Raw genomic sequence first — 19,815 nt, 5'->3', positions numbered from 1 at the left:
TCTGCTAGGCTCCCGGCCCATTGCGCTGTCCCTGTGGGAGCGAGCCTGCTCGCGAAGACGATCTATCAGCCAGCATATCAGCCGCCTGATACACCGCTTTCGCGAGCAGGCTCGCTCCCACAGGTTATATACGCAGTCCTTTTAATCGCCTGCTGATCGAGATCCCCCCGCGTGCCCGACGCCATTCTGCGCCTCGCCCTGCCTTCGCCCCTGCGCCGCCTGTTCGATTATCGGGCGCCGGCCGGGGTGCTGCGCGCCCAGTTGCAGCCGGGCATGCGCCTGCGGGTGCCGTTCGGGCGGCGGGAGATGATCGGGATTCTGGTCGAGATCGCCGATACCAGCGACGTGCCGCTGGAGAAACTCAAGCCGGCGTTGGCCCTGCTCGATACCGAGCCGCCGCTGCCGCCCGCGCTGTTCAAGCTGTGCCTGTGGACATCGCAGTATTACCAGCACAGCCTCGGCGACACCTTGAGCTGGGCACTGCCGGTATTGCTGCGTCAGGGCGAACCGGCCGAAGCCCGTCAGGAGCGTTTCTGGTCGGTCGCGCCGGGCGCCAGCCTTGATGATCCGCGCATCGCCCGCGCGCCACGGCAACGGGAAGCGCTGGCGACGCTGGCGCAGCACCCGCACGGCGTCGCCCATCAGTTGTTGAGCAAACTGATGTTGAGCAAGGACAGCCTCGACCTGCTGCTGGCCAAGGGCCTGGTGCAGGTGGAGATCCGCCGGCACGCCCCCGGCGTGCGCCATGAACACTGGCTGGCGCAACCGGAACTGCCGCTCAATACCGAACAACGCGCCGCTTACGAAGCGATCCGCGCCGGGTTCGACAGTTATCACGCGTATCTGCTGGCGGGCGTCACCGGCAGCGGCAAGACCGAAGTCTATTTGCAACTGATCCGCGAAACCCTCGAAGCCGGCAAGCAGGCACTGGTGCTGATCCCGGAGATCAACCTCGGCCCGCAGACCCTGGCGCGTTTCGAGCAGCGCTTCAATGCGCGCATCGCCCTGCTGCATTCGGCGGTCAACGACCGTGAGCGTCTCGATGCGTGGCTCGCCGCCCGTGACGGCGAGGCCGACATTATTATCGGCACTCGCTCGGCGCTGTTCACCCCGATGAAGAACCCGGGTCTGATCATCATCGACGAAGAGCACGACGGCTCCTATAAACAGCAGGAAGGCCTGCGCTACCACGCCCGGGATCTGGCACTGGTGCGCGCGCGACAGGAAAACATCCCGATCGTCCTCGGGTCCGCCACGCCTTCACTGGAAAGCCTGCACAACGCCTACACCGGTCGTTATGGCCTGCTGCGTCTCAACGAGCGAGCCGGCGGTGCCAGGCAACCGCGCTTCCTGCGGCTGGACGTGAAAAGCCGTCCGCTGGACAGCGGCATTTCCGGGCCGATGCAACAAGCCATCGGCCAGACCCTCGCGGCCGGCCAGCAGGTGCTGGTGTTTCTCAACCGGCGCGGCTTTGCGCCGACGTTGCTGTGCCACGATTGCGGCTGGATGTCCGAGTGCTCGCGCTGCGATGCGCGAATGACCGTGCACCAGCGCTACGGCGAACTGCGCTGCCACCACTGTGGCAACGTCGAACGCACGCCGCGCCAATGCCCCAAGTGCAACAAGGTCGATCTGCGGCCGGTGGGCGCCGGCACCGAACGCGCCGAGGAGCGCCTGGCGATTCTGTTCCCGGACTACCCGGTGCTGCGCGTCGACCGCGACAGCACTTCGCGCAAAGACGCGATGAATCAACTGTTCGCGACGATTCAGAAAGGCCAGCCGTGCATTCTGGTCGGCACGCAAATGCTGGCCAAGGGGCACCACTTCCCCCGGGTTACGCTGGTGTCGATTCTGGATGCTGACGGCGGACTGTTCTCCGGCGACTTCCGTGCCAGCGAGCGCATGGCGCAATTGATCGTGCAGGTCGCCGGGCGCGCCGGGCGGGCGGAGGAGCCGGGCAAGGTGATCATCCAGACGCACCTGGCAGACCATCCTTTGTTGGTGCAACTGACCGAGCAGGGTTACTTCGCTTTCGCCGAGCAGGCCTTGAGCGAGCGCCGGGCTGCCGGACTGCCACCGTTTTCACACTTGGCCCTGTTGCGTGCCGAAGCGCACAAACCGGGGCAGGCCGAAGGTTTTCTCGATGAGGCATGCAGCGCGGCCGAACGCTTGCTGGTCGAGCAGAATCTGAGCGGCATCGAATTGCTCGGGCCGGTGCCGGCGCCGATGGAGCGCCGAGCCGGTCGCTATCGTGCACAGTTGTTGGTGCAGGCGGCAGCCCGGGCCCCGCTGCATCGGTTGCTCGCCAACTGGTTGCTGGAACTGGAGCAGATGCCGAGCGGGCGGGCGGTGCGCTGGTCGCTGGATGTCGATCCCGTGGATCTGTATTGATCTGAAAATCGCCTTCGCGAGCAAGCCCGCTCCCACAGGGTATGAGCCAGACAAATGAACGCCGCTGATCCATTGTGGGAGCGGGCTTGCTCGCGAAGAGGCCCGAATTGTCACCACATATCCATAAGCTGCCTGCTAAGGTTGGCAAGCCCGTCTTCGCAACGGATAATGCCCAGTTTTTCCACCCGCGCATCGATGCGCCGCCGCGCTTGCGGTCGAAAGAGAAGACCATGAAAGACACCATTCGCCAGCTGATCCAACAAGCCCTCACCCAACTCGTCAACGAAGGTGTGTTGCCTGAAGGCCTGTCGCCGGCGATTCAGGTGGAGAACGCCCGCGACAAAACCCACGGCGACTTCGCCAGCAACATCGCCATGATGCTGGCCAAGCCTGCGGGCATGAAGCCGCGCGATCTGGCGGAGAAAATCATCGCTGCGCTGCCGGCCGACGAGAACGTCACCAAGGCCGAAATCGCCGGTCCAGGCTTCATCAATTTCTTCCAGAACACTCAGGCGCTGGCCAATCGCCTCGAAGCCGCTTTGGCTGACGAGCGCATTGGCGTGCGCAAGGCTGGTCCTGTACAGCGCACCGTGGTCGATTTGTCGGCACCGAACTTGGCTAAAGAGATGCATGTCGGTCATTTGCGCTCGACCATCATCGGCGACGGCGTGGCGCGCGTACTTGAGTTCCTCGGCGACGAAGTGATCCGCCAGAACCACGTGGGCGACTGGGGCACCCAGTTCGGCATGCTGATGGCAATGCTGGAAGATCATCCAGACATGCTCAAAAGCGCACTGTCGGATCTGGAAGAATTCTACCGCGCCGCGAAAAAACGTTTCGACGAAGATCCAGTGTTTGCCGATCGCGCCAGGAAGCTGGTAGTCGATCTACAAGCAGGAGATGAAGAGTGCATCAAGGCATGGAAGGGCTTTACCCACATTTCCCTTTCTCACTGCCAGGACATCTACGAAAAGCTCAACGTCAAACTGACCATGGCCGACGTGATGGGCGAAAGCGCCTACAACGACGACCTGATCAACGTGGTCAACGACCTGAGAGCGGCGGGCATGCTGGTCGAAAGTAACGGCGCCCAGTGCGTGTTCCTCGACGAGTTCAAGAACGCCGACGGCGACCCGCTGCCGGTGATCATCGTCAAGGCTGACGGCGGCTACCTCTATGCCACCACTGACCTGGCAGCCGTACGCTACCGCAGCGGCAAGCTGAAAGCCGATCGCGCGCTGTACTTCGTCGACCAGCGTCAGGCCCTGCACTTCCAGCAAGTGTTCGCCGTGGCGCGCAAGGCCGGCTTCGTCACCCATCCGATGGAAATGGAGCACATGGGCTTCGGCACCATGAACGGCGCCGACGGCCGTCCCTTCAAAACCCGTGATGGCGGCACCGTGAAACTCGTTGACCTGCTGATCGAAGCAGAGGATCGGGCGTTCAAACTCGTACAAGAAAAGAACCCGGAATTACCGGTCAAAACTCTGCACGAAATCGCGAAAGTCGTCGGTATCGACTCCGTGAAATACGCCGACTTGTCCAAGCATCGCACCAGCGACTACAGCTTCAACTTCGACCTGATGCTGAATTTCGAAGGCAACACCGCGCCATACCTGCTGTACGCCTACACCCGCGCTGCCGGCGTATTCCGCAAACTGGACAAAGACTTCAGCGAGGTCCAGGGCCAAATTGTCCTCGAAGCCGAGCTGGAACAGGAGCTGGGCACCAAACTGGCACAATTCGGTGAAGTGCTGAACGGCGTCGCGGAAAAAGGCACTCCGCATATTCTGTGCACTTACCTCTACGATCTGGCCAGCCTGTTCTCCAGCTTTTATGAGAACTGCCCGATCCTGAAAGCTGAAACACCAGAACAGATGCAAAGCCGTCTGCGCCTGACCGAGTTGACGCGTCGAACCCTTAAACAAGGCCTGGAGCTGCTGGGCCTGAAAGTCCTGGAGCAAATGTAAGTTGGCTGCCAAGAAAAAACCTGCACCCAAGCGTGGCGCCAGCCGTTACCAAGCTCCTGCAAAGCAACCGATCCCGGGCTGGCTGTGGATGGCCATCGGCCTGACGGTCGGTGCGTTCATCGTGTTCCTGATGAAACTGGAGCCTGGCAAGGGCAGCGACACGGTCAAGCGCGAGAAAGTCGAGCAGGCGCAACAGCAGAAAGCGTCGAAGATCGCCGAGGCAAACAAGACCCCGCCGAGCCCGACGCAACCGGTGAAGCCGAAGTACGACTTCTACACCTTGCTGCCGGAATCGGAAGTGATCGTGCCGCCGGATGCCGTGCCGGAGAAAACCCTGCCGACGCCACAAGTGCCGACCACGCCGGTCACCCCGGCGGAAGCGGCGAAGATCGATACCGCGCGGGCGCAGGCTGCGCTGTCAGGTATTACCCCGCCGCCAGCGCCACCGGTGGAGAAAGCGGCGCCGGTGACCAAGTTCTTCCTCCAGGCCGGCTCGTTCCGCAAAGAGGCGGACGCGGACAAGGTGCGGGCGCAGATCATTCTGCTCGGCCAGGCTGTTTCGGTTGAGTCGGGCACGGTGAAGGATGAAACCTGGTACCGCGTATTGGTCGGCCCGTTCAGCAATCGCGAGCAACTGACCACCGCACAGAAACAACTGGCCGGCAGCGGCTTCAGCAACCTGTTGTTACAACAACGCCAGAGCCGCTGATTCCGTCAGTCGCATCGCGTCATCGTTCATTCGCGAGCAGGCTCGCTCCCACAGGAATCACGCAGTCCCTGTGGGAGCGAGCCTGCTCGCGAAGGCGTCATAACCGGCACAACATATTCCCGGTCTGTCCTCCGCCGTTCGTCCCCCTGCGCCCTCCCCGGTTGAAATCCTATCCAGCACCCCCATATGAATGGGCATAAGGCATTTTCGCCCCGCTGCGTGGAGACTCTTCCCTTGACCACCATCGTTTCAGTCCGCCGCCACGGCAAAGTCGTCATGGGCGGCGACGGCCAGGTTTCTCTCGGCAACACCGTGATGAAAGGCAACGCGAAAAAAGTTCGCCGCCTGTACCACGGCCAGGTCATCGCCGGTTTCGCCGGTGCCACCGCCGACGCCTTCACCCTGTTCGAACGTTTCGAAGGCCAGCTCGAGAAACATCAGGGCCACCTGATCCGCGCCGCTGTCGAACTCGCCAAAGAATGGCGCACCGACCGCTCCCTGAGCCGCCTCGAAGCCATGCTCGCGGTCGCCAACAAGGACGCCTCGCTGATCATCACCGGCAACGGTGACGTGGTCGAACCCGAAGACGGCCTGATCGCCATGGGGTCCGGCGGCGCCTACGCGCAAGCCGCAGCCAGCGCGCTGTTGAAAAAGACCGACCTGTCGGCCCGTGAGATCGTCGAAACTGCCCTCGGTATCGCCGGCGACATCTGTGTATTCACCAACCACACCCAGACCATTGAGGAGCAGGATCTCGCTGAATAAGCCTGACGCGGCCAAAGTGCCACGGCTTGTTTCTGCTTGAGGACCGTCAATTACTATGTCCATGACTCCCCGCGAAATCGTCCACGAACTCAACCGCCATATCATCGGCCAGGACGATGCCAAGCGCGCCGTCGCGATTGCCCTGCGCAACCGCTGGCGCCGCATGCAGCTGCCTGAAGAGCTGCGCGTTGAAGTGACCCCGAAAAACATCCTGATGATCGGCCCGACCGGTGTCGGTAAAACCGAGATCGCCCGTCGCCTGGCGAAACTGGCCAACGCGCCGTTCATCAAGGTCGAAGCGACCAAATTCACCGAAGTCGGCTACGTTGGCCGTGACGTCGAATCGATCATCCGTGATCTGGCCGACGCCGCGATCAAGATGCTCCGCGAGCAGGAAATGACCCGCGTGCGTCACCGTGCCGAAGACGCTGCCGAGGACCGTATCCTCGACGCACTGCTGCCACCGGCGCGCATGGGCTTTAGCAATGAAGAAGCACCGAGCAGCGATTCCAACACCCGTCAGCTGTTCCGCAAGCGCCTGCGCGAAGGGCAGTTGGACGACAAGGAAATCGAGATCGAAGTCGCCGAAGTGGCCGGCATCGAAATCGCCACGCCGCCTGGCATGGAAGAAATGACCAGCCAGCTGCAGAACCTGTTCGCCAACATGGGCAAGGGCAAGAAGAAAGCTCGCAAGCTCAAGGTCAAAGAAGCGCTGAAACTGGTGCGCGACGAAGAGGCCGGGCGTCTGGTCAACGAAGAAGAGTTGAAGGCCAAGGCGCTGGAAGCGGTCGAGCAACACGGCATCGTGTTCATCGACGAAATCGACAAGGTCGCCAAGCGCGGCAATGTCGGCGGCGCCGACGTGTCCCGTGAAGGCGTACAGCGCGACCTGCTGCCGCTGATCGAGGGCTGCACCGTCAACACCAAGCTGGGCATGGTCAAGACCGACCACATCCTGTTCATCGCCTCCGGTGCGTTCCACCTGAGCAAGCCGAGCGATCTGGTGCCGGAGCTGCAGGGCCGTCTGCCGATCCGTGTCGAGCTCAAGGCGCTGAGCCCGGAAGACTTCGAGCGCATCCTCAGCGAGCCGCACGCTTCGCTCACCGAGCAATATTGCGCGCTGCTGAAAACCGAAGGCCTGAACATTCAGTTCCAGCCGGAAGGCATCAAGCGTCTGGCGGAGATCGCCTGGCAGGTCAACGAGAAGACCGAGAACATCGGTGCCCGTCGTCTGCACACACTGCTTGAGCGCCTGCTGGAAGAGGTGTCGTTCAGTGCCGGCGACCTGGCCAGTGCGCATGACGACAAGCCGATCCTGATCGACGCTGCGTACGTCAACAGCCATCTGGGCGAATTGGCGCAGAACGAAGATCTGTCCCGTTATATCCTGTAGGTCACTCTTACAGATGTAATGGAACTGTGGGAGCGAGCCTGCTCGCGAAGACGGCAGTACATTCAACCGTTGCGTTGACTGAACCACCGCATTCGCGAGCAGGCTCGCTCCCACAAGGTTCCGCACAAGACGGAAACCTGCTCATGATCCCCACCGACATCAAACTGCACAAAGCCTCGAAAACCCTGACGCTCAAATACGCGTCCGGCGAGGAGTACACCCTGCCCGCCGAATTCCTGCGCGTGCATTCCCCTTCCGCCGAGGTCCAGGGCCACGGCAAACCGATCCTGCAATTCGGCAAGCTCAATGTCGGCCTCAGCGGCCTGGAACCGGCCGGTCAGTACGCACTGAAACTGACCTTCGACGACGGTCACGACAGCGGCCTGTTCACCTGGGATTATCTCTACGAGCTGGGGCGACGTCATGACGCACTCTGGGCCGATTATCTGGCCGAGCTCAAAGCGGCCGGGAAAACCCGCGATCCGGACGAGTCAATCGTCAAGCTGATGCTCTAGTCCGAGACTCTTGCTCTTTAGAGGGCATTTTCTAAATTCATCTGTTTGAATGCTCTGCTGTGTGGCCGAGGATCGGCCTGCTTGCGAAAAAAATTAAACTCGGGTAACCAATGGAGCTGGCAAGTTCCCTGCAGTGCTCTACGACTGTAAAGCAGCTATGCAGAATTAACGGTCACCCGAGCAGTAGTACCTGGCATTCGCTGTGGAACTGCACAGCAGAAAACGGGTACTCGTCTCAGGACAATGGAGCGTCGTAGATGAGTAACAAGAATAACGATGACCTGAAGTACCAAGCCTCGGAAAACACCCTGGGGCTTAATCCCGTCGTTGGGCTGCGCGGAAAGGATCTGCTGGCCTCTGCTCGAATGGTGCTGACCCAGGCCATCAAACAACCGATCCATAGCGTCAAGCACGTGACCCATTTCGGTCTTGAACTGAAGAATGTGCTGTTCGGCGAATCCGAACTGCAACCGGCCAGCGATGACCGTCGCTTCGCTGATCCGGCGTGGAGTCAGAACCCGCTCTACAAACGTTATCTGCAAACTTATCTGGCGTGGCGCAAGGAGCTCCACTCCTGGATCGACGACAGCAGCCTGTCACCCAAAGACATCGCGCGCGGCCACTTCGTGATCAACCTGATGACCGAAGCCATGGCCCCGACCAACACCGCCGCCAACCCGGCGGCGGTCAAACGCTTCTTCGAGACCGGCGGCAAAAGCCTGCTCGATGGCCTCTCGCATCTGGCCAAGGATCTGGTGCACAACGGCGGCATGCCGAGCCAGGTCAACATGGGCGCGTTCGAGGTCGGCAAGAGCCTTGGTGTGACCGAAGGCGCGGTGGTGTTTCGCAACGACGTGCTGGAGCTGATCCAGTACAAGCCGATCACCGAGCAAGTCCACGAGCGTCCACTGCTCGTGGTGCCGCCACAGATCAACAAGTTCTATGTTTTCGACCTGAGCCCGGACAAGAGTCTCGCGCGCTTCTGCCTGCGTAATAACGTGCAGACTTTCATCGTCAGCTGGCGCAACCCGACCAAGGCCCAGCGCGAGTGGGGCCTGTCGACCTACATCGATGCGCTGAAAGAAGCAGTCGACGTGGTCACCGCCATCACCGGCAGCAAAGACGTGAACATGCTCGGTGCCTGCTCCGGCGGCATCACCTGCACCGCTCTGCTCGGCCACTATGCCGCCCTCGGCGAAAAGAAGGTCAACGCCCTGACCCTGCTGGTCAGCGTCCTCGACACCACCCTGGACAGCGACGTCGCCCTGTTCGTCGACGAGCAGACCCTCGAGACCGCCAAGCGTCACTCATATCAGGCCGGCGTGCTCGAAGGCAAAGACATGGCCAAGGTCTTCGCGTGGATGCGCCCCAACGACCTGATCTGGAACTACTGGGTCAACAACTACCTGCTCGGTAACGAGCCGCCGGTGTTCGACATCCTGTTCTGGAACAACGACACCACCCGGTTGCCGGCCGCGTTTCACGGCGACCTGATCGAGATGTTCAAAAACAACCCACTGATCCGCCCCAATGCACTGGAAGTGTGCGGCACGCCGATCGACCTCAAGCAGGTCACCGCCGACATCTTCTCGCTGGCCGGTACCAACGACCACATCACCCCGTGGAAGTCCTGCTACAAGTCGGCGCAGCTGTTTGGCGGCAAGGTCGAGTTCGTGCTGTCGAGCAGCGGGCACATCCAGAGCATCCTGAACCCGCCGGGCAACCCGAAATCGCGCTACATGACCAGCGAAGGCATGGCCGCCAATGCCGACGAATGGCAAGAGAACTCGACCAAGCACACCGATTCCTGGTGGCTGTACTGGCAGGCGTGGCAGGCCGAGCGCTCGGGTAATCTGAAAAAAGCACCAACCAAACTCGGCAACAAGGCGTACGCGCCAGGTGAAGCATCGCCGGGCACATATGTTCACGAGCGGTAACTGACACCACCCTGTCATTGTGGGAGCGAGCCTGCTCGCGAAAGCGGTCATGCAATCAACATTGATGCTGGCTGACACGACGCCTTCGCGAGCAAGCCCGCTCCCACAAGGGATTGGAGGTGATATTGAGATTGACCCACAGGGCCTGAAGCATGCCGCAACCGTTCATTTTCCGTACCGTCGATCTGGATGGGCAGACCCTCCGCACCGCGGTACGCCCCGGCAAGCCTCATTTGACGCCCTTGCTGATTTTCAACGGCATCGGCGCCAACCTGGAGCTGGTGTTTCCGTTTGTCGCGGCGCTGGACCCGGATCTGGAAGTGATCGCCTTCGACGTGCCCGGCGTCGGCGGCTCGTCGACGCCCAACCGGCCTTATCGCTTTCCCGGGCTGGCGAAGCTGACGGCGCGGATGCTCGACTACCTCGACTACGGTCAGGTCAATGTGATCGGCGTGTCGTGGGGCGGCGCGCTGGCGCAGCAGTTTGCTCACGACTACCCCGAGCGCTGCAAGAAACTGGTGCTGGCGGCGACTGCGGCCGGCGCCTTCATGGTGCCGGGCAAGCCGAAAGTGCTGTGGATGATGGCCAGCCCCCGGCGCTACATCCAGCCGTCTCACGTGATCCGCATTGCGCCGTTGATCTACGGCGGCTCGTTCCGCCGCGACCCGACCCTGGCTGCCAGCCATGCGGCGAAAGTGCGTTCGGCGGGCAAGCTCGGTTACTACTGGCAGCTGTTCGCCGGCCTCGGCTGGACCAGCATTCACTGGCTGCACAAGATCCATCAGCCGACCCTGGTGCTGGCCGGCGACGACGATCCGCTGATCCCGCTGATCAACATGCGCATGCTCGCCTGGCGTATCCCCAACGCCCAGTTGCACATCATCGACGACGGTCATTTGTTCCTGATCACCCGCGCCGAAGCCGTGGCGCCGATCATCATGAAATTCCTTGAGGAGGAACGGCAGCGCGCCGTGATGCACCCGCACCCGACCCCGCTGGGCGGATAAATCACGGCGGCAGGCTTTATGCAGGGTTTTGAACAAAGTGCGCGGCAGGACGCCGCGCAGGCAGCAACCCGTAACAGCGACTATGGTGTTCTGGTTCGGTGAGTTTGTTTTTGACCTGAAGACGAAGGAGTGTTGAGTCATGCGCGACAAACCTGCGACGGGCGTAGTGCCCAGTCCCGCCGTGTTCATCAATGCACAAAGTGCAATGACCGGCCTGCGTGGGCGGGACTTGCTCTCGACCTTGCGCAGCGTCGCCGCCCACGGTCTGCGCAACCCGCTCCACAGTGCGAAACACGCCTTGAAACTCGGTGGCCAGCTCGGTCGCGTGCTGCTCGGTGAAACCCTGCACCCGACCAACCCGCAGGACGCGCGGTTCGCCGATCCGGCGTGGAGCCTCAATCCGTTCTACCGGCGCAGTCTGCAGGCGTATCTGGCCTGGCAGAAACAGGTCAAGAGCTGGATCGATGAAAGCAGCATGAGCGAGGACGATCGCGCTCGCGCGCACTTCGCGTTCACCCTGCTCAACGATGCCGTCGCGCCCTCCAATACCTTGCTCAATCCGTTGGCGGTCAAGGAGCTGTTCAATTCCGGCGGCCAGAGTCTGGTGCGCGGCCTGAGCCATCTGTTTGATGATCTGCTGCACAACGATGGCCTGCCACGCCAGGTTACCAAGCAGGCGTTCGAGGTCGGCAAGACCGTCGCCACCACCACCGGTGCGGTGGTGTTTCGCAACGAGCTGCTGGAGCTGATCCAGTACAAGCCGATGAGCGAAAAACAGTACGCCAAGCCGTTGCTGGTGGTGCCACCGCAAATCAACAAGTACTACATTTTCGACCTCAGCCCGCAGAACAGCTTTGTCCAGTACGCGCTGAAAAACGGCCTGCAGACCTTCATGATCAGTTGGCGCAACCCGGACGTACGCCACCGGGAATGGGGCCTCTCGACCTACGTCGAAGCCGTGGAAGAAGCGATGAACATCTGCCGGGCGATCACCGGCGCGCGCGAGGTGAATCTGATGGGTGCCTGCGCCGGTGGCCTGACCATCGCCGCGCTGCAGGGTCATCTGCAGGCGAAACGGCAACTGCGACGGATCTCCAGTGCGACCTATCTGGTCAGCCTGCTCGACAGTGAGATCGAAACCCCGACCACGCTGTTCGCCGACGAACAGACCATCGAAGCGGCCAAACGCCGCTCCTACCAGCGAGGCGTGCTCGACGGTCGCGACATGGCCAAGGTGTTCGCCTGGATGCGGCCCAACGATTTGATCTGGAGCTACTTCGTCAATAACTACCTGCTCGGCAAAGAGCCGCCGGCCTTCGACATTCTCTACTGGAACAACGATAACACTCGCCTGCCCGCCGCGTTCCACGGCGACCTGCTGGACTTCTTCAAACACAACCCGCTGACCCACCCGGGTGGCCTGGAAGTCTGCGGTACGCCGATCGATCTGCAGAAAGTCACCGTCGACAGCTTCAGCGTGGCCGGCATGAACGACCACATCACGCCGTGGGACGCGGTGTACCGCTCGACCCTGCTGCTCGGTGGCGAGCGGCGTTTCGTACTGTCCAACAGTGGGCACGTGCAGAGCATCCTCAACCCGCCGAGCAACCCGAAAGCCAATTACGTCGAGAACGGCAAGCTGAGCAGCGATCCGCGCGCCTGGTACTACGACGCCAAGCGCGTCGACGGCAGTTGGTGGCCGCAGTGGCTGGAGTGGATACAGCAGCGCTCCGGCACGCAGCACGAAACCACGTTTACCCTCGGCAACCCGAATTATCCACCGATGGAGGCAGCACCCGGCACCTACGTGCATGTGCGCTGACGCTTAACCGAACTTTTCTAAGAAGACTGGATGAAAACCCGCGACCGGATTCTCGAATGTGCTCTGCAACTGTTCAACGAAAAGGGTGAGCCCAACGTCTCCACCATGGAAGTTGCCAATGAAATGGGGATCAGCCCCGGCAACCTCTACTACCACTTCCACGGCAAGGAGCCGTTGATTCTCGGCCTGTTCGAACGCTTCCAGAACGAACTGGCGCCGCTGCTCGATCCACCATCGGATGCCGAGTTGGCGCCGGAGGATTACTGGCTGTTTCTGCACCTGATCGTCGAGCGTCTGGCGCAATACCGGTTTCTGTTCCAGGACCTGTCGAACCTCGCCGGGCGCCTGCCGAAACTGGCCAAGGGCATTCGCAACCTGCTCAACGCCCTCAAGCGCACGCTGGCGTCCTTGCTGGCGCGGTTGAAGGCTTCCGGGCAACTGGTCAGTGATACCCAGGCGTTGGGGCAACTGGTGGAGCAGATCACCCTGACCCTGCTGTTCTCGCTGGACTATCAGCGGATTCTCGATCGCGAAGGCGAGGTCAAACTGGTGGTGTACCAGATCATGATGCTGGTGGCGCCGCATCTGCTGCCGCCGGTGAAAGTGGCGACGGAGCGGATGGCCCTGCAATACCTCGAAGATCACGAATGAAATCAAGAGCCCCTCACCCTAACCCTCTCCCAGAGGGAGAGGGGACTGACCTTATTGTCTTACGCAATACGGCGACCTGAAAAATCCAGTCGATTATGGATTCAATACGACACTTTCAGGTCGGTGTAAGGCTGAAGCATCCCCGAATCGGCCCCTCTCCCTCGGGGAGAGGGCTGGGGTGAGGGTAAGCTTTTAAAAAGCACAAACAAAAACGCCCGACCTTCACAGGCCGGGCGTTTTGTTTTGCCCTGAAAAATCAGGACTGACTGGTTGGCGTCGACGGGGTCGATGCAGCAGTCGGGGTGGCTACCGGAGTCGGTGCAGCGGCGGAGTTCGACGCGCTGGCCGGGGTTGCCGGGGTGGCTGGCTTGGCTGCTGCGGGTGCAGCTGGCTTCGGCGCAGCGGCCTTCGGCGCGGCCGGTTTTTTCACTGCCGGTTTTTTCGCCGCAGCCGGTTTGGCCGAAGGTTTGGCAGCCGGTTTCGCGGCAGCGGTTTTCGCTGCTGGCTTAGCGGCTGGCTTGGCGGCTGGTTTGGCCGCGGACTTGGCCGCAGGTTTCGCAGCCGCTTTGGCAGCAACCGGTTTCGCGGCAGCCTTGGCGGCTGGTTTGGCAGCGGCCGTTTTAGCAGCAGGCTTGGCGGCAGCGGTTTTTGCCGCTGGCTTGGCCGCAGCTTTGGCAGCTGGTTTCGCAGCCGCTTTAGCCAGTGGCTTGGCGGCGGTTTTGGCTGCCGGTTTGGCCGCTGCGGTTTTCGCCGCGACCGGTTGGGTTTTCAGACCGGTGAGTTTCTCGATCTGCTTGGTCAAGGTCTCGACCTTGCTGTGCAGCGCTTTGACTTCATTGCGGCTAGGCACACCCAGGCGCGAAATCGCACTGTTCAGGCGCTTGTCGAAAGCCCCTTCCAGCTCGTCCCACTTGCCCAGTGCGCGATCTTTCACGCCGCTGATGCGCGATTTGGCCGAGGAAGCGGAATCCTTGGCGGCATCGACTTTCTTGCCGACTGCCGACTTGGTGAGCTTCTCGGCTTTCTCGCCGTCTTTGACCAGTGACTCGAAGAGCTTGCTGCCGTCAGTGTCGATCTTCGAGTACACGCCTAAACCAGCCAGCCAGATTTTGCGGGAGTAGTCTTCGACTTTCCCAATCCACGAGCTGCCTTCTTTATCGGTGTTCTTTTTACCAGCCATCCCGTTCTCCTTAAGATTTACGCGCGACGCGTTCGAGCAATGCCGTCAGCTCATCGAGCTTAGCAGAGAGTGCCTCAACGTCATGTTTAGACGGAATGCCGATACGATTCAAGGCGCTTGCTACACGGGAGTCGAACGCCTTCTCGACCTTGTCGAGCTGAACTTCGACGCGACCTTTGAACGAGCTGACTTCATCCTTGGCTTCATCGATCTCGGCATTGGCGGCTTCGAGTTTTTCGGTGACGACTCTTTTGCCTTTCTTTTCAACAGTTTGACCAGCCTTGATCAGCTCTTGAAAGTAGTCGCTGCCCTCTTGGCCGACCTTGGTGTAGGCACCCAGGCCTGCCAGCCAGATCTTGCGGGCATAGGATTTGACGTCGCTCAGAGCAGAAGTCGAAGCGTCGATTTTTTTCTTCAGAATGACTTTGGCCATGGTGCACCTCACGCGCAGAAGGTTTGAGGAACTGCCCGCAAAAGTGTCGGGCTCAGGCACAAAGTAGGGAGAAAAATTAGAAACGGCACCCTAACAACTAACATAAACAGCGGGAGCGCCACAGAACAAATGTAGGAGTGAGCCTGCTCGCGATAGCGGCCTGTCAATCAACATTCCAGTGACTGACAGACCGCTATCGCGAGCAGGCTCACTCCTACAGGGGATCGTGTTTCAGACCAGGGCTTTGTCGAGGGCCTTCTCGATCTCGGCTTTGATCATGCCGCTCATGGCCGACATCATGATGCCCAGTTCCACGTCGACACGGATCGAGTCGTCGGCCACATGCACCGCGCCTTTCACGCCCGAGCGCTTGAGGTTCAGGGTGTCGCCCGACCACTGCGGCTCCAGGCCATATTGATCGGAGAGTTTCTGCGCCAGCTTGTCGGCCTTCTCGCGGGCGGCTTCCTTGCCCAGGCTGTGGGCACGCTCAACACTGATTTTGGCCATCGAATGACTCCTGCTTGATGAATAGGTGACGGTAAATCTTGACCGCGTCTGCGGCAAATCGTCCCGAAGGTCGCCCATCTTACCTTTAGCCATTCCAAGACAAAGCATGGCTTGGGGATTAGAATGTCGCGCATTCTCTTTTGGTGACAGCGATATGACTGATCAGCGCAAAGGCAGCGATGCCGAACCCACCACTCACTTCGGCTTCAAAAACGTTCCGGAAAGCCAGAAAGCGGAAAAAGTCGCTGAGGTGTTCCACTCCGTAGCCGCGAAGTACGACCTGATGAACGACCTTCTGTCGGGCGGCATGCACCGTCTGTGGAAGCGTTTTGCGATCGAACTGTCTGGCGTGCGTGCAGGCAACCGCGTGCTCGACATCGCCGGCGGCACCGGTGACCTGACCAAAAAATTCTCGCACCTGGTTGGCCCGACCGGTCAGGTGGTATTGGCCGACATCAACGAATCGATGCTCAAGGTCGGCCGTGACCGCCTGCTGGATCTGGGTGTGTCGGGCAACGTCGAATTCGTTCAGGCGGACGCGGAAAAACTGCCGTTCCCGGACAACCATTTCGACTGCGTGACCATCGCCTTCGGCCTGCGCAACGTGACGCATAAAGAAGACGCCCTGCGCTCGATGCTGCGCGTGCTCAAGCCCGGCGGCCGCCTGCTGGTGCTGGAATTCTCCAAGCCGACCAACGCGCTGATGTCGAAAGCCTACGACGCTTACTCGTTCGCCTTCATGCCGCTGATGGGCAAGCTGATCACCAACGATTCGGAAAGCTATCGCTACCTGGCCGAATCGATCCGCATGCACCCGAATCAGGAAACCCTGAAGTCGATGATGGTCGACGCCGGTTTCGACCGCGTGACCTATCACAACATGACCGCAGGCATCGTCGCCCTGCACCGCGGCATCAAGCCCTGATGTTGCTCACCGGGCTGCTCGCCAGCGTCGAACTCGGTCTGAACCGGGTGCTGCGTCTCGACAGCACGGCGCTGCCGCGGCTGGCGCATCTGACTGGCAAAGTGATTGCCGTCGATTGCCGCAGCCCGGCGCTGCAACTGTTCATCCTGCCCAGCGATGAGGGCCTGATGCTCGCCTCGCACTGGGAAACCGGTGTCGACTGCACGCTGCGCGCCCCGGCATCGAGCCTGGTGAAACTGGCCGTGAGCAAAGACAAGACCGCGGTGCTGCATGCCCCGGAAGTCGAGCTCGACGGTGACAGCGGCGTGCTGCTGGAACTGGCCGGCGTGCTGCAGGACCTCGAGCTGGACTGGGAGTACGAACTCTCGCGCTGGCTCGGCCCGGTCGCCACGCAACTGATTGGCGGTCACCTGCGCAGCCGCGCACGCTGGTATCAACAAGGATTTGCCAGCCTCAACCAGAACCTCGCCGAATACCTCGCCGAAGAATCGCGCACCCTCGTCGGGCAGCGCGAAGCCGAAGCGCGATTCAGCGAACTGGACCGGATCAAACTTGATCTGGAACGTCTCGAGGCGCGTTTCGAGCGCCTTTCCCGATCCCTCGACCCAAGCGATAACGCATGAAGCTGCTTGCCGTCCGCCGTCTGTTGCGCATCCAGCGCGTCGTGATCCGCTACCGCCTCGATGACCTGCTGTTCGAGCTGCCGCTGCCCTGGTTTCTCCTGGCGCTGCGTTACGTGCTGCCGTGGCGCTGGTTGCCGCGCAAGCCGCTGGAGCTGAGCCGTGGTGCGCGTCTGCGCCTGGCGCTGCAGGATCTGGGGCCGATTTTCATCAAGTTCGGGCAGATTCTTTCGACCCGCCGCGACCTGCTGCCGGAAGACATCGCCGATGAGTTGATGCTGCTGCAGGACCGCGTGCCGCCGTTCGATTCGCAGCTGTCGATCAAGCTGATCGAAGAACAGCTGGGCAAGAAGATCAGCGAAGTGTTCAGCCGTTTCGACGTCGAGCCGCTGGCCTCGGCCTCGGTGGCGCAGGTGCACGCCGCGCAACTGAAGACCGGCGAAGAAGTGGTGGTCAAGGTGATCCGCCCGGGCCTGAAACAGGTGATCGCCCAGGATCTGGCATGGCTGTTCATCCTCGCCCGCGCCGCCGAAAAGGTCTCCGCCGACGCCCGCCTGCTGCACCCGGTGGACGTGGTGCAGGACTACGAAAAAACCATCTACGACGAACTCGACCTGCTGCGCGAGGCGGCCAACGCCAGCCAGCTCAAGCGCAACTTCGAAGGCTCGCCGCTGCTCTATGTGCCGCAAGTCTATTGGGACTGGTGCCGGCCGAAAGTGCTGGTGATGGAGCGCATCTACGGGATTCAGGTGACGGATCTGGCGACCCTCGCCGACCAGCGCACCGACATGAAAATGCTCGCCGAGCGCGGCGTGGAGATCTTTTTCACCCAGGTGTTCCGCGACAGTTTCTTCCACGCCGACATGCACCCGGGCAACATCTTCGTCAGCACCGTCAACCCGTGGAGCCCGCAGTACATCGCGATCGACTGCGGCATCGTCGGCAGCCTGACCCCGGAAGACCAGGACTATCTGGCGCGCAACCTGTTCGCCTTCTTCAAGCGTGACTACCGCCGCGTGGCGCAGTTGCACATCGATTCGGGCTGGGTGCCGGCGGAAACCAAACTCAACGAATTCGAAGCGGCGATCCGCACCGTATGCGAACCGATCTTCGAAAAACCGTTAAAAGATATTTCATTTGGCCAGGTGCTGATGCGCCTGTTCCAGACCGCACGGCGCTTCAACATGGAAGTCCAGCCGCAGCTGGTGTTGCTGCAGAAGACTCTATTGAACATCGAGGGCCTCGGTCGTCAGCTGTACCCGGATCTGGATCTGTGGAACACCGCGCAGCCCTTCCTCGAGCGCTGGATGCGCGAGCGCGTCAGCCCGAAAGCCTTGCTCGGCAACGTGCAGAGCCAGTTCGAGCAGCTGCCGCACCTGGCCAACATGGCTCGCGATCTGCTCGAACGCATGTCGCAACCGCACGCCTACGACCCGCCGCCACCGTGGCACAAACGCAAGGACGACTGGTTCCTGCGCCTGCTCGGTTGCGCGCATCTGGCGGGCGGGACGATCCTCGCCGCCGGCGGCCCGTTGCACGAACTGGGGCATTGGCCGGCGGGCATCATGGTGGCAGTCGGCTTGTATCTGGTCGTTCGCCGATAGCCAGTTTGCTGATCGGCTGGCACACTGTTTCAACGCCTGAACCTGACAATTGAAGTACGGGTTCGCTGTCGGAGTCGAAGATGAAAAACTGGCTGGACGAGATCAAGTGGGACGCAGATGGCCTGGTGCCGGCGATTGCCCAGGATCACAAGACCGGGCGCGTGCTGATGATGGCCTGGATGAACCGCGAAGCGCTGGAACTGACCGCTGCGGAAAACCGTGCAATCTACTGGTCACGTTCCCGTGGCAAGCTGTGGCGCAAGGGCGAAGAGTCCGGCCACGTACAGACCCTGCATGAAATGCGCCTGGACTGTGATGCCGACGTGATCATCCTGATGGTCGAACAGATCGGCGACATCGCTTGCCATACCGGCCGTCAAAGCTGCTTTTACCGCGTCTTCGAAAACGGCGACTGGAAAACGGTCGACCCTGTCTTGAAAGACCCGCACGCAATCTATTCCGCAGGACAATAGGATGTGTCATCAGTCATTTACTGAGCTGCGTTGCCGGCTGAAAGCGCGCCAGGCAAGGCGCAGGCCGCAGGGAATGTCTTTTCCTTGCCAAGGCCTGCAACGCAGCATGGCGCGCTTTCAGCCGGCAACCCGAAGGGCCGGGCCTGATTTTGTGCAGGGCTGCGTTACTCGTCGTTTATTTGAAATGCCAAACTACACTCCTCGCGCCTTGCCCTGCACAAAATCAGGCTCCGGCGCAGCTCAGGAAATGACTGATGACACATCCTCCCATGAGTGACACCCTGACCCGCCTCGCTCAGGTACTTGAAGAGCGCAAAGGCGCAGCGGCCGACAGCTCATATGTAGCTAGTCTGTATCACAAGGGCCTGAACAAGATTCTGGAGAAAGTCGGCGAAGAGTCGGTCGAAACCATTATTGCCGCCAAGGACGCCGCCATCAGCGGTGACTGCAGCGATGTGATCTACGAGACCGCCGACCTGTGGTTCCACAGCATGGTCATGCTTGCCCAGTTGGGGCAGCATCCGCAGGCCGTGCTGGATGAACTGGATCGTCGCTTCGGTCTGTCCGGACACGTCGAGAAAGCCTCGCGTCCGTCCGCCTGAACAATTTTTAGAGAGGAACAGCAACATGGGCATTTTTGACTGGAAACACTGGATCGTCATTCTGGTAGTCGTGGTGCTGGTGTTCGGCACCAAGAAACTGAAAAACCTCGGCACCGACGTCGGCGAGTCGATCAAGGGCTTTCGCAAAGCCATGAACGATGACGAAAAGCCGGCCGCCGATCCGACCGTGACGCCTGCGCAGCCAGTACCACCGGTGCAGCCGCAAGCCACCGCTCAGGCCAACCCGCCGCACACCATCGACGTGCAGGCGCAGAAAGTCGAAGAGCCGATCCGCAAAGACGTGTGAGCAC

The 19,815-nt window shown here is 60.9% G+C and carries 19 protein-coding genes; 16 read left to right on the top strand and 3 right to left on the bottom strand.

Features of this window, described 5'->3' with window-relative positions:
* The first annotated feature begins 171 nt into the window (after positions 1–171).
* The 10 genes from ACOYXG_RS01600 to ACOYXG_RS01555 all read left to right on the top strand — a co-directional run bounded on the left by ACOYXG_RS01600 (position 172) and on the right by ACOYXG_RS01555 (position 13,160).
* Positions 172–2,391 (top strand): primosomal protein N', encoded by a 2,220-nt coding sequence (locus ACOYXG_RS01600; RefSeq protein ID WP_460355546.1) that lies wholly within the window; start codon positions 172–174, stop codon positions 2,389–2,391.
* A 230-nt stretch (positions 2,392–2,621) separates the two neighbouring features.
* On the top strand, positions 2,622–4,361 hold the full coding sequence (gene argS, locus ACOYXG_RS01595) for an arginine--tRNA ligase (RefSeq protein ID WP_096794688.1): 1,740 nt from the start codon (positions 2,622–2,624) through the stop codon (positions 4,359–4,361).
* Position 4,362: 1 nt separating this feature from the next.
* On the top strand, positions 4,363–5,070 hold the full coding sequence (locus ACOYXG_RS01590) for an SPOR domain-containing protein (RefSeq protein ID WP_460355543.1): 708 nt from the start codon (positions 4,363–4,365) through the stop codon (positions 5,068–5,070).
* Positions 5,071–5,304: 234 nt separating this feature from the next.
* On the top strand, positions 5,305–5,835 hold the full coding sequence (hslV, locus tag ACOYXG_RS01585; protein WP_007968352.1) for an ATP-dependent protease subunit HslV: 531 nt from the start codon (positions 5,305–5,307) through the stop codon (positions 5,833–5,835).
* A gap of 55 nt (positions 5,836–5,890) precedes the next feature.
* Positions 5,891–7,228, top strand: a complete 1,338-nt coding sequence (gene hslU / locus ACOYXG_RS01580) for an ATP-dependent protease ATPase subunit HslU (RefSeq protein WP_007968354.1) — start codon at positions 5,891–5,893, stop codon at positions 7,226–7,228.
* A gap of 143 nt (positions 7,229–7,371) precedes the next feature.
* Positions 7,372–7,743: a gamma-butyrobetaine hydroxylase family protein gene (locus ACOYXG_RS01575; RefSeq protein ID WP_027611305.1), complete on the top strand. Its 372-nt coding sequence runs from the start codon at positions 7,372–7,374 to the stop codon at positions 7,741–7,743.
* A 257-nt stretch (positions 7,744–8,000) separates the two neighbouring features.
* The gene (gene phaC, locus ACOYXG_RS01570) at positions 8,001–9,680 is read left to right on the top strand and encodes a class II poly(R)-hydroxyalkanoic acid synthase (protein ID WP_460355539.1); all 1,680 of its coding nucleotides are present in this window, start codon (positions 8,001–8,003) and stop codon (positions 9,678–9,680) included.
* Positions 9,681–9,832: 152 nt separating this feature from the next.
* Positions 9,833–10,687, top strand: coding sequence for a poly(3-hydroxyalkanoate) depolymerase (gene phaZ / locus ACOYXG_RS01565; RefSeq protein ID WP_027611303.1), 855 nt, complete (start codon positions 9,833–9,835; stop codon positions 10,685–10,687).
* 139 nt (positions 10,688–10,826) lie between these two features.
* Positions 10,827–12,509: a class II poly(R)-hydroxyalkanoic acid synthase gene (phaC, locus tag ACOYXG_RS01560; protein WP_400498841.1), complete on the top strand. Its 1,683-nt coding sequence runs from the start codon at positions 10,827–10,829 to the stop codon at positions 12,507–12,509.
* 30 nt (positions 12,510–12,539) lie between these two features.
* Positions 12,540–13,160: a TetR/AcrR family transcriptional regulator gene (locus ACOYXG_RS01555; protein ID WP_027611301.1), complete on the top strand. Its 621-nt coding sequence runs from the start codon at positions 12,540–12,542 to the stop codon at positions 13,158–13,160.
* Between the two features lie 256 nt (positions 13,161–13,416).
* Here ACOYXG_RS01555 and ACOYXG_RS01550 read toward each other — a convergent pair whose 3' ends face one another.
* From ACOYXG_RS01550 to ACOYXG_RS01540, 3 genes are all read right to left on the bottom strand, one after another.
* A complete protein-coding gene (locus ACOYXG_RS01550; RefSeq protein WP_150369481.1) occupies positions 13,417–14,340 on the bottom strand; it encodes a phasin family protein in 924 nt (307 codons plus the stop codon).
* A gap of 10 nt (positions 14,341–14,350) precedes the next feature.
* The gene (locus ACOYXG_RS01545) at positions 14,351–14,773 is read right to left on the bottom strand and encodes a phasin family protein (RefSeq protein ID WP_346650690.1); all 423 of its coding nucleotides are present in this window, start codon (positions 14,771–14,773) and stop codon (positions 14,351–14,353) included.
* Positions 14,774–15,004: 231 nt separating this feature from the next.
* Positions 15,005–15,280 carry a polyhydroxyalkanoic acid system family protein gene (locus ACOYXG_RS01540; RefSeq protein WP_003220859.1) on the bottom strand — a complete coding sequence of 92 codons (276 nt, stop codon included), beginning with the start codon at positions 15,278–15,280 and terminating at the stop codon, positions 15,005–15,007.
* A 154-nt stretch (positions 15,281–15,434) separates the two neighbouring features.
* Between ACOYXG_RS01540 and ubiE the strand changes: the two genes are divergently transcribed.
* The 6 genes from ubiE to ACOYXG_RS01510 all read left to right on the top strand — a co-directional run bounded on the left by ubiE (position 15,435) and on the right by ACOYXG_RS01510 (position 19,811).
* Positions 15,435–16,205 carry a bifunctional demethylmenaquinone methyltransferase/2-methoxy-6-polyprenyl-1,4-benzoquinol methylase UbiE gene (ubiE, locus tag ACOYXG_RS01535; RefSeq protein WP_007961779.1) on the top strand — a complete coding sequence of 257 codons (771 nt, stop codon included), beginning with the start codon at positions 15,435–15,437 and terminating at the stop codon, positions 16,203–16,205.
* Positions 16,205–16,828: a ubiquinone biosynthesis accessory factor UbiJ gene (locus ACOYXG_RS01530; RefSeq protein ID WP_003220855.1), complete on the top strand. Its 624-nt coding sequence runs from the start codon at positions 16,205–16,207 to the stop codon at positions 16,826–16,828. The genes ubiE and ACOYXG_RS01530 overlap by 1 nt, the downstream gene beginning before the upstream one ends.
* Entirely contained in the window at positions 16,825–18,429 is a 1,605-nt protein-coding gene (gene ubiB / locus ACOYXG_RS01525; RefSeq protein WP_460355533.1) for a ubiquinone biosynthesis regulatory protein kinase UbiB, read from the top strand. Before ACOYXG_RS01530 ends, ubiB begins: the two co-directional genes overlap by 4 nt.
* Before the next feature lie 80 nt (positions 18,430–18,509).
* Positions 18,510–18,902 (top strand): phosphoribosyl-AMP cyclohydrolase, encoded by a 393-nt coding sequence (gene hisI, locus ACOYXG_RS01520; RefSeq protein WP_095667753.1) that lies wholly within the window; start codon positions 18,510–18,512, stop codon positions 18,900–18,902.
* Between the two features lie 269 nt (positions 18,903–19,171).
* Complete coding sequence (locus ACOYXG_RS01515; protein WP_003220849.1) at positions 19,172–19,504, top strand: phosphoribosyl-ATP diphosphatase; 333 nt, start codon at positions 19,172–19,174, stop codon at positions 19,502–19,504.
* A 25-nt stretch (positions 19,505–19,529) separates the two neighbouring features.
* On the top strand, positions 19,530–19,811 hold the full coding sequence (locus ACOYXG_RS01510) for a twin-arginine translocase TatA/TatE family subunit (RefSeq protein ID WP_003220847.1): 282 nt from the start codon (positions 19,530–19,532) through the stop codon (positions 19,809–19,811).
* Positions 19,812–19,815: the final 4 nt, after the last annotated feature.

The sequence above is a fragment of the Pseudomonas sp. G3-39 genome (genome assembly GCF_054790485.1).
Note: the sequence above shows the minus strand (reverse complement) of the source record. Positions and strands in the feature narration are given on the sequence as shown.

Bases quoted from the DNA above. Each gene is read 5' to 3' on its own strand.
- ACOYXG_RS01530 (WP_003220855.1), top strand. From the start codon at position 16,205: ATGTTGCTCACCGGGCTGCTCGCCAGCGTCGAACTCGGTCTGAACCGG.
- ACOYXG_RS01555 (WP_027611301.1), top strand. From the start codon at position 12,540: ATGAAAACCCGCGACCGGATTCTCGAATGTGCTCTGCAACTGTTCAAC.
- ACOYXG_RS01550 (WP_150369481.1), bottom strand. From the start codon at position 14,340: ATGGCTGGTAAAAAGAACACCGATAAAGAAGGCAGCTCGTGGATTGGG.
- ubiB (WP_460355533.1), top strand. From the start codon at position 16,825: ATGAAGCTGCTTGCCGTCCGCCGTCTGTTGCGCATCCAGCGCGTCGTG.
- phaZ (WP_027611303.1), top strand. From the start codon at position 9,833: ATGCCGCAACCGTTCATTTTCCGTACCGTCGATCTGGATGGGCAGACC.
- ACOYXG_RS01540 (WP_003220859.1), bottom strand. From the start codon at position 15,280: ATGGCCAAAATCAGTGTTGAGCGTGCCCACAGCCTGGGCAAGGAAGCC.
- ubiE (WP_007961779.1), top strand. From the start codon at position 15,435: ATGACTGATCAGCGCAAAGGCAGCGATGCCGAACCCACCACTCACTTC.
- ACOYXG_RS01545 (WP_346650690.1), bottom strand. From the start codon at position 14,773: ATGGCCAAAGTCATTCTGAAGAAAAAAATCGACGCTTCGACTTCTGCT.
- ACOYXG_RS01510 (WP_003220847.1), top strand. From the start codon at position 19,530: ATGGGCATTTTTGACTGGAAACACTGGATCGTCATTCTGGTAGTCGTG.
- hisI (WP_095667753.1), top strand. From the start codon at position 18,510: ATGAAAAACTGGCTGGACGAGATCAAGTGGGACGCAGATGGCCTGGTG.
- ACOYXG_RS01515 (WP_003220849.1), top strand. From the start codon at position 19,172: ATGAGTGACACCCTGACCCGCCTCGCTCAGGTACTTGAAGAGCGCAAA.
- phaC (WP_400498841.1), top strand. From the start codon at position 10,827: ATGCGCGACAAACCTGCGACGGGCGTAGTGCCCAGTCCCGCCGTGTTC.
- argS (WP_096794688.1), top strand. From the start codon at position 2,622: ATGAAAGACACCATTCGCCAGCTGATCCAACAAGCCCTCACCCAACTC.
- phaC (WP_460355539.1), top strand. From the start codon at position 8,001: ATGAGTAACAAGAATAACGATGACCTGAAGTACCAAGCCTCGGAAAAC.
- ACOYXG_RS01575 (WP_027611305.1), top strand. From the start codon at position 7,372: ATGATCCCCACCGACATCAAACTGCACAAAGCCTCGAAAACCCTGACG.
- hslU (WP_007968354.1), top strand. From the start codon at position 5,891: ATGTCCATGACTCCCCGCGAAATCGTCCACGAACTCAACCGCCATATC.